Annotated in this window: 18 protein-coding genes and 2 pseudogenes; 13 read left to right on the forward strand and 7 right to left on the reverse strand. The window is 70.5% G+C overall.

Annotation, left to right across the window (positions count from 1 at the left end; genetic code table 11):
• The first annotated feature begins 47 nt into the window (after positions 1-47).
• Positions 48-956: a LysR family transcriptional regulator gene (locus CG719_RS24260; RefSeq protein ID WP_100570807.1), complete on the forward strand. Its 909-nt coding sequence runs from the start codon at positions 48-50 to the stop codon at positions 954-956.
• 105 nt (positions 957-1,061) lie between these two features.
• Here the strand turns inward: CG719_RS24260 and CG719_RS24265 are convergent, their stop codons facing one another.
• Positions 1,062-1,865, reverse strand: a complete 804-nt coding sequence (locus CG719_RS24265) for a sulfite exporter TauE/SafE family protein (RefSeq protein ID WP_199836760.1) — start codon at positions 1,863-1,865, stop codon at positions 1,062-1,064.
• A gap of 85 nt (positions 1,866-1,950) precedes the next feature.
• Here CG719_RS24265 and CG719_RS24270 point away from each other — a divergent pair, with 85 nt between their 5' ends.
• Both CG719_RS24270 and CG719_RS24275 read left to right on the forward strand, forming a co-directional pair.
• Positions 1,951-2,751: an AraC family transcriptional regulator gene (locus CG719_RS24270; protein ID WP_100570808.1), complete on the forward strand. Its 801-nt coding sequence runs from the start codon at positions 1,951-1,953 to the stop codon at positions 2,749-2,751.
• Positions 2,752-3,112: 361 nt separating this feature from the next.
• Positions 3,113-3,295 (forward strand): hypothetical protein, encoded by a 183-nt coding sequence (locus tag CG719_RS24275; RefSeq protein WP_442802745.1) that lies wholly within the window; start codon positions 3,113-3,115, stop codon positions 3,293-3,295.
• A 51-nt stretch (positions 3,296-3,346) separates the two neighbouring features.
• Here the strand turns inward: CG719_RS24275 and CG719_RS24280 are convergent, their stop codons facing one another.
• The gene (locus tag CG719_RS24280) at positions 3,347-4,099 is read right to left on the reverse strand and encodes a TIGR03943 family putative permease subunit (RefSeq protein ID WP_100570809.1); all 753 of its coding nucleotides are present in this window, start codon (positions 4,097-4,099) and stop codon (positions 3,347-3,349) included.
• The gene (locus CG719_RS24285; protein WP_234375743.1) at positions 4,096-5,109 is read right to left on the reverse strand and encodes a permease; all 1,014 of its coding nucleotides are present in this window, start codon (positions 5,107-5,109) and stop codon (positions 4,096-4,098) included. Before CG719_RS24285 ends, CG719_RS24280 begins: the two co-directional genes overlap by 4 nt.
• Positions 5,110-5,652: 543 nt before the next feature.
• Between CG719_RS24285 and CG719_RS24290 the strand changes: the two are divergent.
• A pseudogene (locus CG719_RS24290) lies at positions 5,653-5,814 on the forward strand (transposase); the annotation flags it as partial.
• 480 nt (positions 5,815-6,294) lie between these two features.
• Positions 6,295-6,894 carry a hypothetical protein gene (locus tag CG719_RS24295; RefSeq protein WP_100570810.1) on the forward strand — a complete coding sequence of 200 codons (600 nt, stop codon included), beginning with the start codon at positions 6,295-6,297 and terminating at the stop codon, positions 6,892-6,894.
• 55 nt (positions 6,895-6,949) lie between these two features.
• Here CG719_RS24295 and CG719_RS24300 read toward each other — a convergent pair whose 3' ends face one another.
• Together CG719_RS24300 and CG719_RS24305 are read right to left on the reverse strand one after the other, a co-directional pair.
• Positions 6,950-7,348, reverse strand: coding sequence for a hypothetical protein (locus tag CG719_RS24300; RefSeq protein WP_100570811.1), 399 nt, complete (start codon positions 7,346-7,348; stop codon positions 6,950-6,952).
• Positions 7,345-8,176: pseudogene (locus CG719_RS24305) on the reverse strand (IS5 family transposase). The gene CG719_RS24300 and the pseudogene CG719_RS24305 overlap by 4 nt, the downstream one beginning before the upstream one ends.
• A 255-nt stretch (positions 8,177-8,431) precedes the next feature.
• Here CG719_RS24305 and CG719_RS24310 point away from each other — a divergent pair.
• Positions 8,432-10,645 (forward strand): ArnT family glycosyltransferase, encoded by a 2,214-nt coding sequence (locus CG719_RS24310; protein ID WP_100570812.1) that lies wholly within the window; start codon positions 8,432-8,434, stop codon positions 10,643-10,645.
• Between the two features lie 307 nt (positions 10,646-10,952).
• Here the strand turns inward: CG719_RS24310 and CG719_RS24315 are convergent, their stop codons facing one another.
• Complete coding sequence (locus CG719_RS24315) at positions 10,953-11,690, reverse strand: FadR/GntR family transcriptional regulator (protein WP_100570813.1); 738 nt, start codon at positions 11,688-11,690, stop codon at positions 10,953-10,955.
• A gap of 161 nt (positions 11,691-11,851) precedes the next feature.
• Between CG719_RS24315 and CG719_RS24320 the strand changes: the two genes are divergently transcribed.
• The 7 genes from CG719_RS24320 to CG719_RS24350 all read left to right on the forward strand — a co-directional run bounded on the left by CG719_RS24320 (position 11,852) and on the right by CG719_RS24350 (position 18,948).
• The gene (locus tag CG719_RS24320) at positions 11,852-12,961 is read left to right on the forward strand and encodes a sugar ABC transporter substrate-binding protein (protein ID WP_100570814.1); all 1,110 of its coding nucleotides are present in this window, start codon (positions 11,852-11,854) and stop codon (positions 12,959-12,961) included.
• A complete protein-coding gene (locus CG719_RS24325) occupies positions 12,958-14,469 on the forward strand; it encodes a sugar ABC transporter ATP-binding protein (protein ID WP_100570815.1) in 1,512 nt (503 codons plus the stop codon). The genes CG719_RS24320 and CG719_RS24325 overlap by 4 nt, the downstream gene beginning before the upstream one ends.
• Complete coding sequence (locus CG719_RS24330; RefSeq protein ID WP_100570816.1) at positions 14,462-15,490, forward strand: ABC transporter permease; 1,029 nt, start codon at positions 14,462-14,464, stop codon at positions 15,488-15,490. The genes CG719_RS24325 and CG719_RS24330 overlap by 8 nt, the downstream gene beginning before the upstream one ends.
• A 37-nt stretch (positions 15,491-15,527) precedes the next feature.
• Positions 15,528-16,868 (forward strand): L-fuconate dehydratase, encoded by a 1,341-nt coding sequence (locus CG719_RS24335; protein WP_100570817.1) that lies wholly within the window; start codon positions 15,528-15,530, stop codon positions 16,866-16,868.
• Positions 16,865-17,620, forward strand: a complete 756-nt coding sequence (locus CG719_RS24340; RefSeq protein ID WP_100570818.1) for an SDR family NAD(P)-dependent oxidoreductase — start codon at positions 16,865-16,867, stop codon at positions 17,618-17,620. Before CG719_RS24335 ends, CG719_RS24340 begins: the two co-directional genes overlap by 4 nt.
• 162 nt (positions 17,621-17,782) lie before the next feature.
• Complete coding sequence (locus CG719_RS24345) at positions 17,783-18,097, forward strand: L-rhamnose mutarotase (RefSeq protein ID WP_100570819.1); 315 nt, start codon at positions 17,783-17,785, stop codon at positions 18,095-18,097.
• A complete protein-coding gene (locus tag CG719_RS24350) occupies positions 18,094-18,948 on the forward strand; it encodes an amidohydrolase family protein (protein ID WP_100570820.1) in 855 nt (284 codons plus the stop codon). The genes CG719_RS24345 and CG719_RS24350 overlap by 4 nt, the downstream gene beginning before the upstream one ends.
• 165 nt (positions 18,949-19,113) lie before the next feature.
• Here the strand turns inward: CG719_RS24350 and CG719_RS24355 are convergent, their stop codons facing one another.
• Positions 19,114-19,998 carry a LysR family transcriptional regulator gene (locus CG719_RS24355; protein WP_100570821.1) on the reverse strand — a complete coding sequence of 295 codons (885 nt, stop codon included), beginning with the start codon at positions 19,996-19,998 and terminating at the stop codon, positions 19,114-19,116.
• Positions 19,999-20,035 lie beyond the last annotated feature (37 nt).

The raw sequence follows: 20,035 nt of genomic DNA on the forward strand, positions 1-20,035 counted from the left end.
GACCGACGAGTCCCCACGCACCGGGGTAGGAAGGTCAACGCAGAGGGATGACGACGGGGACGACGAGAGAGGACACCGGCGTGGACGTCGACCTGCGCAAGCTGCGCTACTTCGTGGCGGTCGCCGAGGAACTGCACTTCGGCCGCGCCGCCGAGCGGCTGCACATCGCCCAGCCGGCTCTCTCCCGCCAGATGCGTGCTCTTGAGGACGACCTGGGTGTGCTCCTCTTCTGCCGCGACCGGCGGGGCACCGCGCTGACCGCGGCCGGAGCCCGGCTCCTGGAGGAAGCCCCCCGGCTGCTGGCGGCCTGCACAGCCATGGTCCGCGCGGTCACCGCCGCGGCCGCCGCTACCCCGAAGTTCACCATCGGCTTCATGCCCGGCATCACCGTGACCCCGGCGGTACGTGCCCTGACCTCCCGCCACCCCGGACTGGACGTCCGGCTGCTGCGGACCGGCTGGCAGGACCAGGTCGAGGTCCTGCGCGACGGCCGGGCCGACGTCAGCATCGTCCGCCTCCCCATCGACCGGCACGGCCTGCAGGTACGGCGCCTGTTCACCGAGCCCCGCGTCGTCGCACTGCCGGCGGACCACCCACTGGCCGCGAAGTCCTCGCTCATCGTCGGCGACCTGGCCGGCGAGCACCTGCTCCAGGATCCCGACGCTGTACCGGAGTGGCGGGATGTGGCCGACGAACTGCGCACCGGAGAGCGCGCCGAGGTCCGGCCGATCAACAGCGTGGAGGAAAAACTCGAACTGGTCGCGGCCGGGGCCGGCATCTGCGTCATCCCGCTCTCCACCGCCGCCTTCTACACTCGCCACGACGTCGTCACGCTCCCCGTCGAGGACATCGCAGTGGGCCACGTATGCCTCGCCTGGAGCACGACCAGCAGCTCACCGTTCATCACCGACTTCGCCGACGTCGCCCACCTGCTGACCCCACCGGCCCCCGGGTGAGACCACCGCCATCGAGCACGCCGCGGTCATGCAGAGCCAACGCCACGCCCGCGGTCTCTACCGCGACTCCGCATACGGCTGCAGCCAATTGCCGACAGCCGCCGGCTAAGCCGAGAGCAGCATGGCGACTGTCACCATGGCAAGCAGTCCGATGTACGCCCAGGCGTAGGTGCGGTCTGGGATCCGTGGCGGGCGCCGTCGGAGTATCGCGATCACCGGCAGAGCGCCGAGGAGCAGCGCCGAGGCAGCGCGAAGGTCAATGAGCCCCACCAGTTGCAGGTGCGCGTCAGCGGCAGCGGGGACCGCGGCGCCGCCCAGAGACACTGCGGTGGCCGGCAGTGCGATGGCGAGGGTGAGGGGGTTGGCCAGCGCGGTCGCCACGCGCATCGTGTGCCCTGCCCTCCGCATTGCGGGGACGGTCATAACGCTGCCCCCCACACCGAGGAAGGCCGCGACCGCACCAGCCGGCGCGCCGAGGACGGTCGGCAGTGGACGCGGAGCATCGGAGGTCGCCTCGATCCGGGAGCCCGGGCGCAGGAAGCCGGGGCGCAGGAGGACGTCGGCGATGGTGAGAGCGACGTACGCGACGAAGGCCCAGCGGGCCAGACCGGCCGGGGCGAGGCGCGTGGCGAGCGCGCCGACCGAGGCACCGGCCGCGAGCAGGAGGAGCAGCATGCCGCTGCCGCGGAGCGCGAGGAGCACCCGCCTCGGTGTGACGGCTGTCGCGAAACCCGCATTCACTACCATCACCAGGGCCGAGGTGGCAGTCGCCACCTGCATCGCGTCCGCGCCGAGCGCGGCGTCAGCCCACACCACGACCGGCACCGTGACGAACCCGCCGCCGAATCCGAACAACACCGTGGTCGCCCCCGTGAGGAGCCCGATCCCGATCAATGCCACAACATCCACAGCCCCCACTCCACCAGCTCCGACGGGTTTCCCGCATGCGATATCCGGCACCGTTCCTTCGCGTCTCAGCCAGTAGGATGACGGGGTGAAGAACGTCTCCCTGGCCGGCGTCGACCACGCCGACCGGGTCGTCCTGCCGATCGGCACCGACTATCCGCCCGGCCACGTACTGGACTGGCACGAACACCGGCGCGCCCAGTTTCTCTACGGCGCCACCGGGGTGATGGTCGTCGACACCGCCGAGGGCACCTGGACCGTTCCGCCCGAGCGCGCCGTTCTGATTCCGGCCGCTACCCGGCACCGGGTCCACATGCTGGGGGTGAGTACCCGGAGCCTGTACATCGAGCCGAATGCCGTCCCCTGGTGGCCAGCCACCTGCACCGTCGTCAACGTTCCGCCGCTGTTGCGCGAACTACTCCTGGTCGCTGTCGAGTTCGAGATCGATTACAGCCTGTCCGGACGGGAGGGAAGCATTGCCGCCCTCCTCCTGCACGAGATCGCTGAGCTCGCCGCGCTCCCGTTCCACGTCGGGATTCCCGCCGCCGCCGATCTCGCGGAACTCTGCCGCGAATACCTGGCCGCCCCAGACGCCGGCGTCACCAACGCCGCATGGGCCGCGAGGACAGCCATGAGCGAACGGGCCTTCACTCGGCGCTTCCGCTCGGAGACCGGTGACAGCCCGGCCGTGTGGCGGGCCCGCGCCCGCCTGCTCGCGGCCATGCCGCTGCTGCGCACCGCGTCGGTCAGCGAGGTCGGTGTCCGTCTCGGCTATGCCTCTCCCGCCGCGTTCACCGCCGCCTTCACACGTACCTTCGGCGTGCCTCCTTCCCGCTTTGCCGCGAGCCGCCAAAGCGGCGGCCCCAGCGGCAGTCGCAACTCGCGATGACTTTCCGAAGGCTCCGACCAGGGGTGTTCGCCTACGCCCAGGCCGAGGGTGTCGAGCTCCGCCGGGTGCCCGTCCTGCCACGGTCAACGGGACGTCGTCCGGCCTCGGAGCCCCCTGTAACGCCCGGGCGTGGGAGTCGTCGACCGCCGCCCGCGAGAAGTCCAGGGCGTTCGCGCTGCGGAGCGTGTCCAGGAGGACCTCGTGCAGCCGGAACCACACCCCGGCCTCGGTCCACTCGGCCGGCCGGCGCCGGCAGGTCGTTCCCGAACCAGAGCCCCCGCGAGCTCGCCGGGCGAGGACGAGCAGCGCGGCCAGGGCCACGAAGGCCACCTGCCACTGCTGCCTGGCCTGCCGGGAGTCCGTGTACCAGGCCGGCGGTCCCTTGTTCGAGCGGGCCGAGAAGGCCGGCGGGGCCCGTACCGACATCTGCTTCGACGAGCTGCGCATGGCGGCCGGGATCACGGCGACCAGCTTCCCGGACGACGCACAACGGGACCGGGTGCCGACCGTGACGCTGGAAGGGACGCGGGTGTCCGCCGGTTGAGCCGGCCGGGGCCGCCGGACTCCCCGGCACGCCGTGCGTGTCGCGCCCGCCCTACTGGTTCCAGCTCTCGTCGTACGGGTCCTCCGGGGCTGGGACCGGCTTGGCTTCGACGACGTCGATGAACGGAATGATCCCGCCACCGACCGGGTCCTTGGTCCGCTTGCCGGTGTAGGTGCCGGTGACCTGGAGCCAGGAGTCGGGTTGCAGGACGGGCGGCAGCTTTCCGGACATGCCGATCTTGACCGGCTGGGCGTCGGCGGCACAGCAGTTGAGGGCCATGCGGACGAGGTAGGGCGTACCGCCGCGGTCGAGGGCGACGAACCCCGTGATCTCGACCTTCCGGTTACCGAGGGAGCGCCCGTGCCCGTACGCCGCGCGCCCCGCATAGTCCACCAGGGTGAGCTTGAGCGGATCGCCCGACGGCAAGGCCGGATAGGCCAGGGGCGGCTGGAGGGCCGTTCCGGTGCGCATGGCGTCGTAGGAACCGAGTGCGGGCGGGGCGGCCAGGATGAGGGCGAACAGGGGCAGTACGAGGAGCCAGGAGATCCGGGGCTCGCGGTGGCCGTCGCCGTCCCGGTGTCCGTCGCGCGTCTCTCCCGTGTACCGCTGCCGACCGACGGTGGCCGGCCGGCGCAGTTCGTACCAGGCGGTGGCGACGGCAGTGGCGATCAGGACGGCTCCGGCCGCGAGCAGCAGGGGCTGCAGCCCGGTCTTGACGTAGCGCAGGTAAAGGCTGGTGGCGCCGGTGTGCACCATCGCCCCGCCGACCAGGAACAGGAGGGCCGCCTGTGCCTGGCGGCTCACAGGAGCACCGCCCCGACCAAGACCGACACCAGGACCGCCAGCACGAAGGTGGCGGGAGCGAACCGCAACGCGAAGGAGCGGCCGAAGGTGCCGGCCTGCATCGCGAACAGCTTCAGGTCGATCATCGGGCCGACCACAAGGAACGCCAGCCGGGCGACGAGCGAGAACTGGGACAGCGACGCGGCGACGAACGCGTCCGCCTCCGAGCAGATCGACAGCAGCACCGCGAGGACCGAGAGCGCGAGGATCGCGACGGCCGGGTTGCCGGCCGCCGTCCGCAGCCAGCTCTCCGGTGCCACGGCCTTGAGCGTGGCCGCGGCCATGGCGCCGACGGCCAGGAACCCGCCGGCATGCATCACGTCATGCCGTACGGAACCCCAGAATGCCGCGCCTTTACTCCGGCCCTCGTACGAGGCACGGGCCGGCGGCCGCAGCCAGTCGGCGCGGCCGGGACGCTGCCACAGCCAGCCCATCGCGCACGCCACGAGCAGGCTCGCCACGAAGCGGCCGAGGACCATCTCCGGGTTCCGCGGGAACGCGACGGCCGTGGCGGTCAGCACGATCGGGTTGATCGCGGGAGCGGACAGCAGGAAGGCCAGCGCCGCCGCGGGCGTGACCCCTCGGCGCACAAGCGCTCCGGCGACCGGCACCGAGGCGCATTCGCAACCGGGCAGGACCGCCCCGGCCACCCCGGCGACCGGCACCGCGAGGGCGGGCCGCTTCGGCAGCGCACGGGCGAAGAACGACGGCGGAACGAACACCACGAGAGCCGCCGACAGCAGCACGCCGAGGACCAGGAAGGGAAGTGCCTGGACGACCACCGCGAGGAAGATGGTCATCCAGCTCTGCATCACCGGCGCGCCCAGCGCCCGCCGGATCGGGCTCTGCCCGACCACGAGCAGGAGCAGCAACAGGGTCATTCCCAGAGAGGAGTTGAAATGCCAGCCCCGAGGAGTCTCCTCGTCACCGCGGCCGTCGCCCGGGGCCGGGGGTGCTTTGACGGTCGTCACAGGCGAGGTACCTCCGGGAGGGTCGGGCGGCGGGGGGATCCCTCCCTCCCCTACGTCGTGCCGGGTGCCGTGTCTCACCGCGGACCCGGGACTTTGCCGCTCAATGACCCCGTACTCGTTCGCCGGCTCTTCCCTGCCCCATTCACCGGCCCTCGCCGTGGGCGTTCACCGTCTTTGGCCGTATACCGTCTCGCCCACGCGCGACCCGGATGCGCCGCCGCCCGAGGAGGGGCGGCAGGCTCGGCACGGTCAGGAAACCCTCGGCGCGGCGGTGGCACCGAGCACCACAGCCGCAGGAAGGGTCCGGCACCCAGTCGCGAGCCCGGGGTCAGTTGTCGCTGTTGACCTTGGTGTAGGCGGCGCTGTAGCCGTTGGGGCAGTAGAGGGTGTCGGAGCCGTCGCCCGTGTGCCAGCGGCCGTTGACGGTCACCTGGGCACCGTTGACGCTGTTGCTGTTGCAGACCAGGACGAGTTGCCAGTTGTTGCGGAGAAGCGGCTTCGGTGACCGCCGGATGCCGCTTTCACCACGCACGCCTGGCAAGAAGCCCCGTCGACCGGGGCAGGAGGGGCAGCAAGCATTATCTGATCACCGACGCCACCGGCATCCCACTCGCCGCCGCCCTGACCAGCGGCAACCGCAACGACGTCACCCAGCTGATCCCACTCCTCCAAGGTACGCGACGACATCCACGAAGCCTTCCTCAGCCTCGCTTGCAGCATCATCTGCTGGCGACGGCTGAAGAAGCTCCGGCCGCGTTAACTGTCGTTGTCCTGGGCGGCCATGAAGCCGCGATCTCGGATCACAAGGCGATCATGAATGACCCTCTGGACGCGCCGCCGCTGCTCATCGTCACGAAAGCCGTTCTGAGGTCGGTCAGAGTCACGTGCGGACACTGGCAACCGGGCTCGTTCACGACCCCCGGCGTATCCCTCAAGACCGCGTAGGGCATTCCGTTAGGGGTTCTCAGAGGGCGGTTCGTGAGCCTTTGAGTGCTTCCTGCTATTGCCTGTGAGCATGGGTGGAATCCGCCGGTCAGCGAGCGGGGACTGGGTGCGGTGAACCCACGCAGGCAAGGAGCAGCGGGAAACCACTGTGGTGCCGGATCGGCGTGCCTCTCCAAAACCGGCAGGCGTCCCAGGGGCGGGTCATGAGAAGGTGCGGTTCGACCCGGTAGAGGGGGAAGAATGGGGCTGACCTACGGCTACGACATCTATCTACGTCCCCGAAACGTCGCCAAGGCGCTGGCCAATCTGGGCGAGCTGGCGTCACCGGCCCCTCGCGTGCCGCCGCTCGAGCTCACCCTGCCCGGCGGTGAGCGGCTCGTCCTCCCGTTCACGTCCCACTTCAAGAGCGAGCCAGTCGACTGCTCCACGAGCAGCACGCTCGAGCTCGACACGTCCATCATGTTCGACGTCGATGACGTACTGCGCGAGTACGCGGAGACGGGCGGCCCCGAACCCGAGGCGGACGGGCGCATCCAGATCGGGTACATCTACGCGACGATCCGGTTCGAGTCCTTCCTGCACCCTGGTTACGCGTCGGTGGAGTTCTGGGCAGCGACGTCGAGGATGAGCCGCTTGTTCGCGCGGTCGACCAACATCAGGAAGGTGTTCACCGACCTCACCGCCGCCAGCGGCGGAGTGTGCTGCCTGTTCGACACCGGCGACGGCGGCCCCGAGCAAGTGTGCTGGCTCAACGGTGAGACCACCCAGGAGATGGTCTCCGGTCCCCGCTTTCCAAATCGGCGAGCACTTGTGGCGACTTGGCCCGACCCCGAGAGGTGAGCACCGGTACCCCTTGACCAGGCACAACCCCAAACGAACCATCCGAGTGCAGTCTTCAGGGGGAGCCCGTGAAGCTGCCGGTGTCGGCTTCGGTGAGGATGCCGAGTTTGACCAGGCGTTTCAGCTTGGCTCGGGTGCCTTCGATGTTCTTCGGCAGCAGTTCGTGGTCGAGGGCTTGGCAGACGTCCTTGGCCCGCAGCGGTCGGGTCGCGTCGTTGAAGACGGCGAGGATGCGGGGGTAGTCCGGGTGTTCGGGCAGGTCCGGTGGGCCGACCGGGAGCCGGTCGGCAAGGCCGGTGACGGTCTTCCGGGTGATCACGAGATGCTCGAGGTGTGTCTCGGCCTCCCGTAGCCGGGTCTGCAGCTGGCCGATCTGCGTGCGGAGGTCATCGGCCTGAGCCCGGGCGGCACTCTCCTGGATGTCCAGCGCGTCGAGCAGGGGCCGGATGTTCATGCGGAAACCGCCTGTGGGTCGCGCCAGGCAGAGGCGTTCGTGCCGGTGAGTCGGCGGACCATGACGTGAGTCATTGCCCAGTAGACGCGGGAGGCGGACGAGGACGGATGGTGCTCGTAGTCGCGGACCATGCGCCGGTGCAATATCAAGATCCCGTAGGTCTGCTCGACCCTCCACCGTTTCGGCTGCGGGACGAAGCCCTTGTCCTGCGGGTTGCGTTCGACAATCTCAACGTCGATGCCCAGGCCGGCGCCGTGCACGACGACCTGGTTCTTGAAGCCCTGGTCGACCAGGGCCTTCTCGACGGTGCCACCGGCGTGCTCGGCGACCTGGTCCAGCAGGGCGATGCCCGCGGCGTTGTCGTGCGCGATCGCGGCGAGGACCACCACCGCGATCACCAGACCGAGAACGTCCACGGCCCGGCACCCGCTTGGCCGGATCCCGGCCGGTCGTGGCGGCGGGGACCCCGGCGGCTGCGTGGACACTCTGGGTGTCCAGCACCACCAGGGTCGGGTCCTCTAATCGGCGGGCCCGCTCCCTCACCTGGCACCGCAGGAGTTCGTGGAGGACCTGGTCGGTCCCGTCGTCCCGCCAGGCGGCGAAGTAGTAGTACGTCGCGCTCTTCGGCGGTAGGTCGTGCGGGAGATAGGCCCACTGACAGCCGGTCCGCCCCTGATAAAGGATCGAGTTCACGATCTCCCGCATCGCATAGGCGCCCTGATGGCCGCTGACCGAGCGGTGCCGGTCCTTCCATGCGGTGATCACCGGCTCGACCAACGACCACTGCTTGTCCGATAAGTCACTCGGATACGGCTTGCGTTCACTCACCCCGCCACCTCAACAGACCGCAGGCGGCGGACCAGCAGATTCCGTCCTCGCTCACACCATCAGGCGACCACAGAAATACTCAAAGAGTCATGAACCGCCCTCTCAGCCCTCAGAAGTCGAGGCCGGAATCCTGGAAACCAACGAAGCCGCGTTCTGCCCGTCGCGGTTAAAGGATTGCCCTCGGGAGAATGAGAATTGCCTTGAAGCGAGTTTCTGTGGCGTAGTGGGCTCGCGTGGTACCGAAGACTGCTGGGCATGGCTACGACAGTTCTCGACCCGACCGCCGCAGGGGCCGACCGCCGAGCGCGCTGGAGAGCGCCGGCGGGCCAGCCGGCGTATGCGCGCCCCGCGCTGCTGGTCATCACCGTGCTGGCCGCCGTGCTTTACGCCTGGGGGATCAACCACAGCCAGTACCACACGTTCTACGCCAACGCCGTCCGCAGCATGTCGGAGAGCTGGAAGGCCTTCTTCTACGGGTCTTTCGACCCTGGAAATTCCATTACGCTCGACAAACTGCCTGGATTCCTCTGGCCACAGGCACTCTCCGTCCGCATCTTCGGATTCCACCCCTGGGCACTGGTTCTTCCTCAGGTCATCGAGGGCGTGGCGAGCCTGCTGGTCCTGTACCGGTTGGTGCGGCGCTGGGCCGGAGTCGAGGCAGCGCTCATCGCCGCCACGGCGTTTCTGCTGACCCCGGTGGCCGTGGGGCTCTTCCGGACTGCCGTCGAGGACCCCGCCTTCACCCTGTGCGTGCTGCTGGCGGCCGAGGCGACCCAGCGGGCCGCCCGGAACGGCCGGCTGCGCCCGCTGCTGTTCGCCGGGGTGTGGGTCGGTCTCGGCTTCCAGGCCAAGATGCTGGAGGCGTGGGCGGTGCTTCCCGCGCTCGCCCTCGTCTATCTGCTGTCGGCACCGATCGTGCTGCGCAGGCGGCTGGCGCACCTGGGCGTGTCCGGGCTGGTGATGGCCGCGGTCTCGATGTCCTGGATGATCGCCGTCACCCTCACTCCGGCCAAGGACCGGCCCTATGTCGACGGCACCACCGACAACTCCGCCTTCAGCATGGTCGTCGGCTACAACTTCCTCAACCGCTTCTCCTCGCTCGGTGTCAGCGCGGCCTCCACGGGCAGCGTGAGCGCGACACGGAACGGCGGAGGCGGCCACGGCAGCATCGCCGACCGTGAAACCAGTACGAATGGTGCTTCGCAGGGCGGCCAGAGCGCGGGTTCGGTCACCCATGTGCCGGCAACCCCGACGAGCGAGGCCCGCCAGGCCGGGTCCGGCGGCAGGGGCGGCGACCAGGACGGCTGGTCGAAGATGTTCGGCAGGTCGCTCGCCTCGCAGACCGGCTGGCTCTACCCGATCGCCGCTGTCGCCATCGCCTGCGGTGTGCTGTGGCGCCGGGGCCGGCCACGCACCGACCGGATCCGCGCCGGATCCCTCCTGTGGGGTACCTGGCTGGCCACGTACTTCCTGGTGTTCAGCGCGGGCAGCGTCGCTGGCCACACGTACTACATGGGCGTCATCGCCGTACCGCTCGCCGCGCTCACCGGCGGCGGCGTCGCACTGATGTGGCGTGCATACCGTGCGGGCGGCCCCCGCGCGTGGGCGCTGCCGGGCGCGGTGGCGGCCACGGCGGCGTGGAGCGCGTATCTCGCCGGCGAGTTCCCGTCGTTCCTGCCCTGGCTGGCACCCGCCGTGGGGCTGCTCGGCCTGGGGGCCGTCGTCCTGCTGGTGCTGGGCCGTCGGGGCCGTGGCGCCTCCGGCGGCAGGCTCGCCCTCGCCGGGCTGGCCACGTCCCTCGCCGCGCTGCTGTTCGCGCCGAGCGCGTGGGCGGTGCAGGTCTTCAACCCCGCGTACGCCAGTTCCGGCAGGGGCGCGGTCGGCCCGTCCGGCAAGCACCGCGGCCACCGCTCGGTGACGTCGGCGGGCGGCCGGACGGGGCAGCGCCCCCGGACCAGTGCCGGCAGCAGTGGGGAGACCCAGGGCGCGCCCGGCGCGCCGGGTGGCGCGGGTGGCTTCAACGTCCTCCAGGACGACGACCGACTCACCGTGGCCCAGAGGGAGTTGCTCCGGTACGCCACCTCGCACCAGGGCTCGGCCGCCTACGTCTTCGCCACGACCGGCTGGAGGCGCGCCTCTCCCTACATCCTCTCCACCGGTGCCCATGTCCTGCCGTTGGGCGGCTACAGCGGCGATGTGCCGTTCCCGACCGAGGCGCAGTTCCGGCACCTGGTCGCCTCCGGCAAGCTCCGGTACATGCTGCTGAGCGGCGGCGGTCGCGACACGGGCGCCCTGTCCGGCAACGGCACCGGCAACGGCACCGGTGCCACGCAGATCACCGCCTGGGTCCGGTCCGCCTGCACCCCCGTACCGGCCTCCACTTACGGCGGAACGGAATCCGCCGGCGCCACGGAACCGTCCGGCGCAACGGGCGAGGCGCTGTACCGATGCACCTCCGGCGCCGCGTGAACCGCCCCCGGCCGCCGCGACCAGCCGCCCCGGAGACCCTCCGTGTTCATGGGGTTCGGTGAAGCACCACCGCGGCGCGCGCGTACTCCTGCTCCCCCACCCCGCCGGTGGCGGGCGGCCTGTGGTCCAGGTGCGCGGCGGGCAGCCGGGCGCGGAAGGTCGCGTCGACGGCGGCGGGTGCGCTGCGCGAGGCCTGCGCCGGCGTCCGCGTCGGCCGCAGCCTCGTCGAGCATGGCGCGCGCCGGCCGGGCCCCGCTGAACGGCGCCGGATCACCGATATGCACCTTGGAGGCGAATTCCGGGTCCGCTACAGGTCCAGTTGCGCCCGCAGCCACTCCTCCACCTCGCCCACGTGCGCGGCCGCGGCTGCCCGTGCGGCCTCCGGGTCCCGGGCGGTCAGTGCCCGGTGGATCGCGGCGTGTTCGCGGCGGGTCCGGGCAAAGGCCCCCTCCTCCTGGTAGCCGCGCCAGACGCGGGCGCGGAAGGTGCGTGAGGACAGGCCGTCCAGGATCGCGGCCATCGTCTCGTTGCCCGCGGCCATCGCGATCTCCTGGTGGAAGGCGAGGTCGTGGGCGAGGATCTCCTCCGGATCGTCGGTGGTGTTCATCGCCGTCAGGTGCTTCTCCACCTCGGCAAGCTGGTCCGGGGTGATCCGGGCCGCCGCCAGCGCGGTCGCCGTCGACTCCAGGATGCGGCGCACCTCGAGCAGCTCCACCAGGCGCGGGCCGCGGGAGAGGTCTGCGACCACGCCGAACGTCTCCAGCAGGTCACCGGCCTCCAGCCGAGTGACGTAGGTGCCCGAGCCGTGCCGGGCGTCCAGCACGCCGAGCACGGTCAGCGCGCGGATCGCCTCACGCATAGAACTGCGGGAGATGCCCAGCTGCGCCGCGAGGTCCCGCTCGGTGGGCAGGCGTTGCCCTGGCTCCAGCAGTCCTTCGGCGATCATCGCCTTGATCTGGTCGATGGCGCGCTGCGTCACCGTGCCCTTCTGCGGAGCGGCCGCGGTGCTCTCCGGTTCCGTCTCCCCCGCAGCGGTTTCGTCCACGCCACTCCTCCTGTCGCCGTGCGCCGCAGTTTAGTCATCGATGTGGTCCGACCACTGCGGCTGGCAAGTAGCAAATATCGGCTCCGAAGGGTGTTGTGGGCGCCAAGTGGTCTGATAAATATGCGTCAACTGCTCGATTTCGCTCGATGAGGAGCCGACACATGGCCGGCAACACAGCGCGGAACGGACGGCAAGACAGGCGGCGCGAGGACAGGCGGCGGCAGGACAGGCGATTCCCCTCGTGGGCGGTGCGCGCGACAGCCGCGGCCGCCTGCGGCACCCTGGCGCTCACGGCATGCGGCAGCACCAAGGACAGCGGCGCGACGGGCGCCAAAGGCGACGGCAAGGTCGGGGTGATCCTGCCCCTGCTCACCTCGCCGTTCTGGCAGTCGTACAACGACTACGTGCCGAAGATGGCCACGTCCCAGGGTGTCGACGCACTGAAGACAGTCAACTCCAACAGCGACCCCTCGCAGCAGATCACCGACATCAACAACGAGCTCAACCAGGGCGTGAAGGGCCTCGTCGTCGCCCCGCTGGACAGCGCCGCCATCCAGGCCGGACTCGACCAGGCCGAGCGCAAGGGCGTCCCCGTGGTCGCCGTCGACGTGGCACCCGACAAGGGCAAGGTCGCCATGGTCGTGCGGGCGGACAACGTCGCCTACGGCGAGAAGGCCTGCCAGTACCTGGGCGCGCACATCGGCTCGGGCAAGGTCGTGCAGATCATGGGCGACCTGGCCTCGGTCAACGGCCGCGACCGCTCGGAGGCGTTCCGTTCCTGCGTGCGGAAGAACTTCCCCAAGTTGAAGGTGCTGGAGATCCCCGCCAAGTGGGAGTCCGACACGGCCGCCTCCAAGCTCGACACGCTCCTGAACGCCAACCCCGACATCAGGGGCATCTACATGCAGGCGGGTGGCGTATACCTCGCGCCCACCCTGCAGACCCTGAAGTCCAAGAAGATGCTGAAGACGGCGGGCACGGCCGGGCACATCGTCGTCGTCTCCAACGACGGCATCCCGCAGGAGTACGAGGCCATCCGCAAGGGTGAGATCGACGCCACCGTCTCGCAGCCCGCCGACGCCTACGCCAAGTACGGCATGTACTACATCAAGGCGGCGATGCAGGGCAGGACGTTCAAGCCGGGGCCCACCGACCACGGCTCCACGATCGTCACGCTGCCCAGCGGCATCCTGGAGGACCAGTTGCCCGCCCCACTGGTCACCAAGGACAACGTCGACGACCCCGAACTCTGGGGCAACACGGTCCGATGAGCGGCTCCGACACCACGCCGCTGGTTCAGGCGCGGGGCATCGTCAAGCGCTACGGGCCCACCGTCGCCCTCGCCGACGGCCGGCTCACCGTCCTGCCCGGCGAGTCCCACGCCCTCGTCGGCCGCAACGGCGCCGGCAAGTCCACCCTCGTCGCCGTGCTCACCGGTCTCCAGGCCCCCGACGAGGGCGAGGTCCGCTTCGACGGGGAGTCCGCGCCCGCGCTCACCGACCGCGACGCCTGGCGCCGAAAGGTCGCCTGTGTGTACCAGAAGCCGACGGTCGTCCCCGAACTGACGGTCGCCGAGAACCTGTTCATCAACCGCCAGCCCACGGGCCGCGGACGCCTCATCAGCTGGCGCCGGCTGAGACAGCAGGCCGCCGACCTCCTCGACACCTGGGACGTGCGGGTCGACCCGGAGGCCCGTACCCGCGAACTCAAGGTCGAGGAACGGCAGATGGTCGAGATCGTTCGGGCGCTGAGCTTCGGCGCGCGGTTCATCGTCCTCGACGAGCCGACCGCCCAGCTCGACAACCGCGAGATCGAGCGGCTGTTCACGCGGATGCGCGCCCTTCAGGACTCCGGCGTCACCTTCCTGTTCATCTCACACCATCTCCAGGAGGTCTACGAGGTCTGCCAGACCGTCACCGTGCTGCGCGACGCCCGATGGATCACGACAGCGCCGGTCGCCGGCCTGTCGCGCGCGGCCCTGGTGGAGGCGATGGCGGGAGAGTCGGTCCCGGAGCACGAGCGCGGGCACGCACACGACGCGGACGCCGTCGGCACTCCCGTGGTGCTCGACGCGCGCGGGCTCACCTCCGAGGCCTACGCGCACGTGGACCTCACCGTCCGCGGTGGCGAGGTCGTCGGACTCGCCGGCTCCAGCGGCAGCGGCAAGATCGAGCTGGCCGAGACCTTCGCCGGACTGCACACCCCGACCGGCGGGACCGCCGAACTCGACGGCAGGAAGCTGCCGTTCGGCGATGTGCGGGCCGCGCTCAGGTCGGGTGTCGGCTGTGTGCCCCGCGACCGGCACGAACAGGGTCTGGTCGCCGGCATGACGGTCGGCGACAACGCCACCATGAGCGTGCTGGACCGGCTCGGCCGCTTCGGCTTCGTCTCCACCGACACCAGACGCGGTGTCGCCGGCGGACTGATCGAGCGCCTCGGTATCCACACCGAGGGCCCCGACCAGCCGGTGGCGGACCTGTCCGGCGGCAACGCGCAGAAGGTCGTCATGGCCCGCGCCCTGGCCTCCGACCCGCGGCTGCTGGTGCTCATCAACCCCACCGCGGGCGTCGACGTGAAGTCCAAGGAGTCCCTGCTGGCGCGGATGGACAACGCCCGCGAGGACGGCACCGCCGTGCTCGTCGTGTCCGACGAACTCGACGACCTGCGCCGCTGCGACCGCGTCCTCGTCCTCTTCCACGGCCGCGTCGTAGCCGAACACCCGGCGGGCTGGCGCGACCACGAGCTCATCGCCTCCATCGAAGGAGTGGACCATGGCTGACACCAGGGCGGCCGCGCCGCTCGCGCCGCCGCGCGCCACCGCCGCGGGATCGGCCAGGACGGTCCTGCTGCGCCGGGCCCGCGAACTCGCTCTGTTGCCCGCGCTGTTGCTGCTGATGGTGCTCGGCACGGTCGTCAACGACTCGTTCCTCACCGAGCGCAACCTGATCTCGATCCTCGGCGCCTCCGCCGCCCTCGCCATGGTGGTGCTCGCCGAGTCGCTGGTGCTGATCACCGGCAAGTTCGACCTGTCCCTGGAGTCGGTCGTCGGTATCGCACCGGCCGTGGGCGCCCTCCTCGTGCTCCCCTCGGACCAGACCGGATGGGGCGTGACGTTCCCGGCGCCGCTCGCCCTGCTCGCGATCCTGGTGGTGGGCGCGGTCGTCGGCCTCTTCAACGGTGTCCTCGTCGTCAGGTTCAAGCTCAACGCCTTCATCGTGACCCTGGCGATGCTGATCGTGCTGCGCGGTCTGCTGGTCGGTGTCACCAAGGGCAAGACGCTGTTCGGCATGCCCGACAGCTTCTACTCCCTGGCAACCACCACCTTCCTGGCCGTCCCTCTGTCGGTGTGGCTGGCCGCCGTCGCCTTCGCGGTCGCCGGGCTGTTGCTCAAGTACCACCGCGTCGGACGAGCCCTGTACGCCATCGGCGGCAACGCGGAGGCGGCCCGCGCGGCCGGCATCCGCGTCGAGCGGGTCATGCTCGGCGTGTTCGTCGTCGCCGGCGTCCTGGCCTCGGCCGGCGGGATCATGCAGACCGGCTACGTCGGCGCGATCAGCGCCAACCAGGGCCAGAACATGATCTTCACAGTGTTCGCGGCAGCGGTGATCGGCGGCATCAGCCTGGACGGCGGCAAGGGCACCATGTTCGGCGCCCTGACCGGCGTACTCCTGCTCGGCGTCGTGCAGAACCTGCTCACCCTCGCCCAGGTGCCGTCGTTCTGGATCCAGGCCATCTACGGCGGAATCATTCTGGTCGCGCTCATGATCGCCCGTGTGACGACGGGCCGCGCCCAGGACTGACCCGCCGGTTCCCCCGTCACCGACCGAAAGGCCATCCGTGTCTGCGACGCCCGCCCGCATCATCGCGGTCGACACCCACGACATCCGCTTCCCCACCTCGCGCGAGCTCGACGGCTCCGACGCCATGAACCCGGACCCCGACTACTCGGCGGCCTATGTCGTGCTGCGCACGGACGAGGACGGCGGAGCGGAGGGACACGGCTTCACCTTCACCATCGGACGGGGCAACGACGTCCAGGTCGCCGCGATCCACGCGCTGCGCCACCACGTGGTCGGACGCCTGGTAGACGACGTGTGCGGCGACCCCGGCTCGCTGTTCCGGGACCTGATCGGAGACAGTCAACTGCGCTGGCTGGGACCGGAGAAGGGCGTGATGCACATGGCGATCGGCGCGGTCGTCAACGCCGTGTGGGACCTCGCCGCCAAGCGCGCGCGGCAGCCCCTGTGGCAGTTGCTCGCCAAGGCCGACCCCGAGTGGCTGGTGAGCCAGATCGACTTCCGCTACATCACCGACGCGCTCACCCCCGAGGAGGCGCTCCAGATCCTGCGCCGTGGCCGGGAGGGCGCGAAGGAGCGCACGACGCGCCTGCTCCAGCGTGGCTACCCCGCCTACACGACCTCGGCGGGCTGGCTCGGCTACGACGACGACAAGCTCAGCCGACTCGCCGCCCAGGCCGTTGCCGACGGATTCACCCAGATCAAGCTGAAGGTCGGTGCGGACCTTGACGACGACGTGCGCCGCTGCCGGGTGGCCCGGACGGTCGTCGGGCCGGACGTCCGCATCGCCATCGACGCCAACCAGCGCTGGGGCGTGGCCGAGGCGATCCGCTGGACCCGGGCGCTCGCCGCGTTCGCCCCGTACTGGATCGAGGAGCCCACCAGCCCCGACGACATCCTCGCCCACGCGGCGGTCCGCAAGGCCGTGGCCCCGGTGAAGGTCGCCACCGGCGAGCACGTGCACAACCGCATCGTCTTCAAGCAGATGCTCCAGGCAGGCGCCCTCGACGTGCTCCAGATCGACGCGGCGCGCGTCGCCGGCGTCAACGAGAACCTCGCGATCCTGCTGCTGGCCGCCAAGTACGGAGTCCCCGTCTGCCCGCACGCGGGCGGGGTCGGCCTGTGCGAACTGGTGCAGCATCTGTCGATGTTCGACTACGTCGCGGTCTCCGGCACCACCGAGGACCGGGTGATCGAGTACGTCGACCACCTCCACGAGCACTTCCTGAACCCGGTGGTGATCCAGGACGGTCACTACGCGGCCCCCACCGCCCCGGGCTTCTCGGCCGCCATGCGACCGGAGTCCATAGCGCGCTACACGTTCCCCGGCGGCACCTTCTGGGCCACCGACCCCGACCTGCAGAAGGGACATGCGGCATGAGCGACTTCCAGGGACTCAGGGCTCTGGTGACGGGAGGCGCCTCCGGCATCGGCAGGGCGAGTGCCGAACTCCTCGCCGAGCGGGGCGCGCAGGTCGCCGTCCTGGACCTGGACCCGTCGTCCGTGGCGAAGCCGCTGCTCGCCTTCCGTGCCGACGTCACCGACGACACCTCGGTGCGCGGGGCCGTCGAGCAGGCCGCCGAGGCCCTTGGGGGACTCGACGTCCTGGTGAACAACGCCGGCATCGGCGCCCAGGGCACCGTCGAGGACAACGACGACGAGGAGTGGCGCCGCGTCTTCGACGTCAACGTCCTCGGCATGGTCCGCACCGCCCGCGCCGCCCTGCCGCATCTGCGCGGCTCCTCGCACGCGGCGATCGTCAACACCTGCTCCATCGCGGCCACCGCGGGACTGCCGCAGCGCGCCCTGTACAGCGCCACCAAGGGCGCCGTGTACTCGCTGACCCTGGCCATGGCCGCCGACCACGTCCGCGAGGGCATCCGCGTCAACTGCGTCAACCCCGGCACGGTGGACACACCGTGGGTCGGCCGCCTGCTGGACGCCGCTCCCGACCCGGCCGCCGAGCGCGCCGCACTTCAGGCCCGCCAGCCCACCGGCCGGCTCGTCACCGCCGCCGAAGTCGCGGGCGCCATCGCTTATTTGGCCGGTCCCCTGTCCGGCGCCACGACCGGTACCGCACTCGCCGTCGACGGCGGCATGCAGGGCCTGCGGCTGCGCCCGGCGGTCCGGTGACCGCCCTGAGCCGCAGCGGTGTCGAGGCCGGCCCAGCCTTCTGATCAGTGCCGGCTCTGCTGCCGAAGTCCGCTACTACACAGAGCAGTTCGCAATCCACGTCCCCGTCGCCTTCTGTGGGGAAGTACGCGAGACGGGCCTACCGCCCACCGAGGAGACCTCATGAGAGTCGCCCTGCACACCAAGGTCAGGCCCGACCGGATCACCGACTACGAGGCCGCGCACCGGGAGGTCCCGGCCGAGCTGACCGCCGCCATCCGCGCCGCCGGGGCCACCTCCTGGACGATCTGGCGCAGCGGCACCGACCTCTTCCACCTATTGGAGTGCGAGGACTACCCCCGCCTCCTCGCCCAACTGGAGCGGCTGCCGGCCAACGTCGCCTGGCAGGCACGCATGGCCGAGCTGCTCGACGTCGTGCACGACTACTCCCGCGGGGGCGTCGACGCGGGGCTGCCCGTCGTGTGGGAGCTGCCGTGACCGTGGACGCCCACCATCACGTCTGGGACCTGTCGATCCGCGACCAGGATTGGATCGTGGGACCCCGACTCCGGCCGCTCAGACGGAACTTCACCGTGGAGAACCTGAAACCCCGTGCCGAGGCGGCCGGAGTGGCCCGCACGGTCCTCGTCCAGACGGTCACCCTGCCGGAGGAGACCCCCGAACTGCTGGCCCTGGCCGCCGAACACGATCTGATCGCGGGTGTCGTCGGCTGGACCGACCTCACCCGCCCCGACGTCGCCGACGAACTCGCCCGCCTGCGTGGGCTCCCAGGCGGCCGTTTCCTGAAGGGCATCCGCCACCAGGTGCAGGGCGAGCCCGACCCGGGATGGCTGCTGCGGGCCGACGTACGGCGGGGCCTGGCCGCCGTAGCCGACGCGGGCCTCGCCTACGACCTGGTCGTCCTCCCCCACCAGCTGCCGGCCTGCACGGAGGCGGCCGCGACCCTCCCGGAACTCACCTTCGTCCTCGACCACCTGGGCAAGCCGCCCATCGTCTCCGGAGAGCTGGAGCCCTGGGCGAGCGCCGTACATGCGCTCGCCGGCCGGCCCAACACCGTCTGCAAACTGTCGGGCATGGTCACGGAGGCCGACCTCACCGCCTGGATGCCGGCCGACCTCCGCCCCTATGCGGAGGTGGCGCTGGAGGCCTTCGGCCCGGACCGTCTGATGTACGGCTCGGACTGGCCCGTGTGCACCCTCGCGGCCCCATACGAGGAGGTCCTGACCACGGCCCGGGACCTGACCTCCACGCTCACCGAGCACGAACGCACCGCGGTGTTCGAGGGAACGGCCGTGCGCGTCTACGGGCTGGCTCAGTCGAGCTCGTAGTCGGCGGGGTCCGGGACGGGAGGCCCCGATGAGCCTGGGCACCGGCTCGGGACCCACGGTTCGGCGACGTCCCGTGGAGTCTGCCGGCGCTGCGGCGGGAGGTTCGTCAGGTCTCCGGGGTGGCGGCCGCGATGGCCGGGCCCGTGTCACATCGGCTTGATGGGCTCAGGCCCCGCCCGCCTGACGGCCCAGTGCGTCGGCCAGAGCCGCAGCGGCGGGGGACAGTTTCCGTCCGTCAGGGACGGCCAGGGACAGACGCCATGTCACGGTCGGGACGAGGGGGAGGGCACGCAGTTCGGTGTAGGGGGCAGCCGCTGATCTGGGGACGAGCGTGGTGCCGAGCCGGTGGCGGACAAGCCCGGCGGCGGTGGCGTAGTCCGAGACCTCGTAGGGTGCGGCGGGTTCCACGCCGGCGTCTCGGAACACCTGGTCCACCTGGCGGCGGACGCCCCAGCCGGTGACGAAGTGCACGAACGTCTCATCCGCGAGGTCGGTGATCCGGATCTGCCTGCGGCGGGCCAGGGCATGATCCGGGCGGCACAGGAAGACCATCGGTTCTTCGACGAGTGGTCGTAGCGAGACCATCGCGGGCTTGCCGCTCAGGGAGACCAGGGCCAGGTCGAGGGAGCCCTCGGCGATCGCCGCGACATGCCCGGCCGATCCCGCGGGGCCCTGCCGCAGCCGCACCGACACCAGCGGATACGCCGCGTGGAACCGGCCGAGCGCGGCGGGGACGTCAACCGGGCCGGATGACATGAGCGTCCCCAGATCGACGGTGCCGCTGAGCCGCCCGTGGAAGCCGGTCACCGCATCCTTCGCCCGCTGGGCGGCGTGCAGGGTGGACCTGGCCTCGGCCAGGAAGGCCCGTCCGGCGGGCGTGAGCTCGATGCGCAGCTTCGACCGGTCGAAGAGCGGCGTACCGAGTTCGCGTTCCAGCTTCCCGACAGCGGTGGAAACCGCTGACTGGACGACGTTCTGCCGTCGCGCTCCCCGGGAGAAGCTCATCTCCTCGGCGACCGCGACGAAGTACTCCAACTGCCGGAGCTCCATAGCTCCCATTATCTCCGATGGAGATAGAGCTGATCGA

The sequence above is a fragment of the Streptomyces sp. CB01373 genome (assembly GCF_002803075.1).
GTDB lineage: Bacteria > Actinomycetota > Actinomycetes > Streptomycetales > Streptomycetaceae > Streptomyces.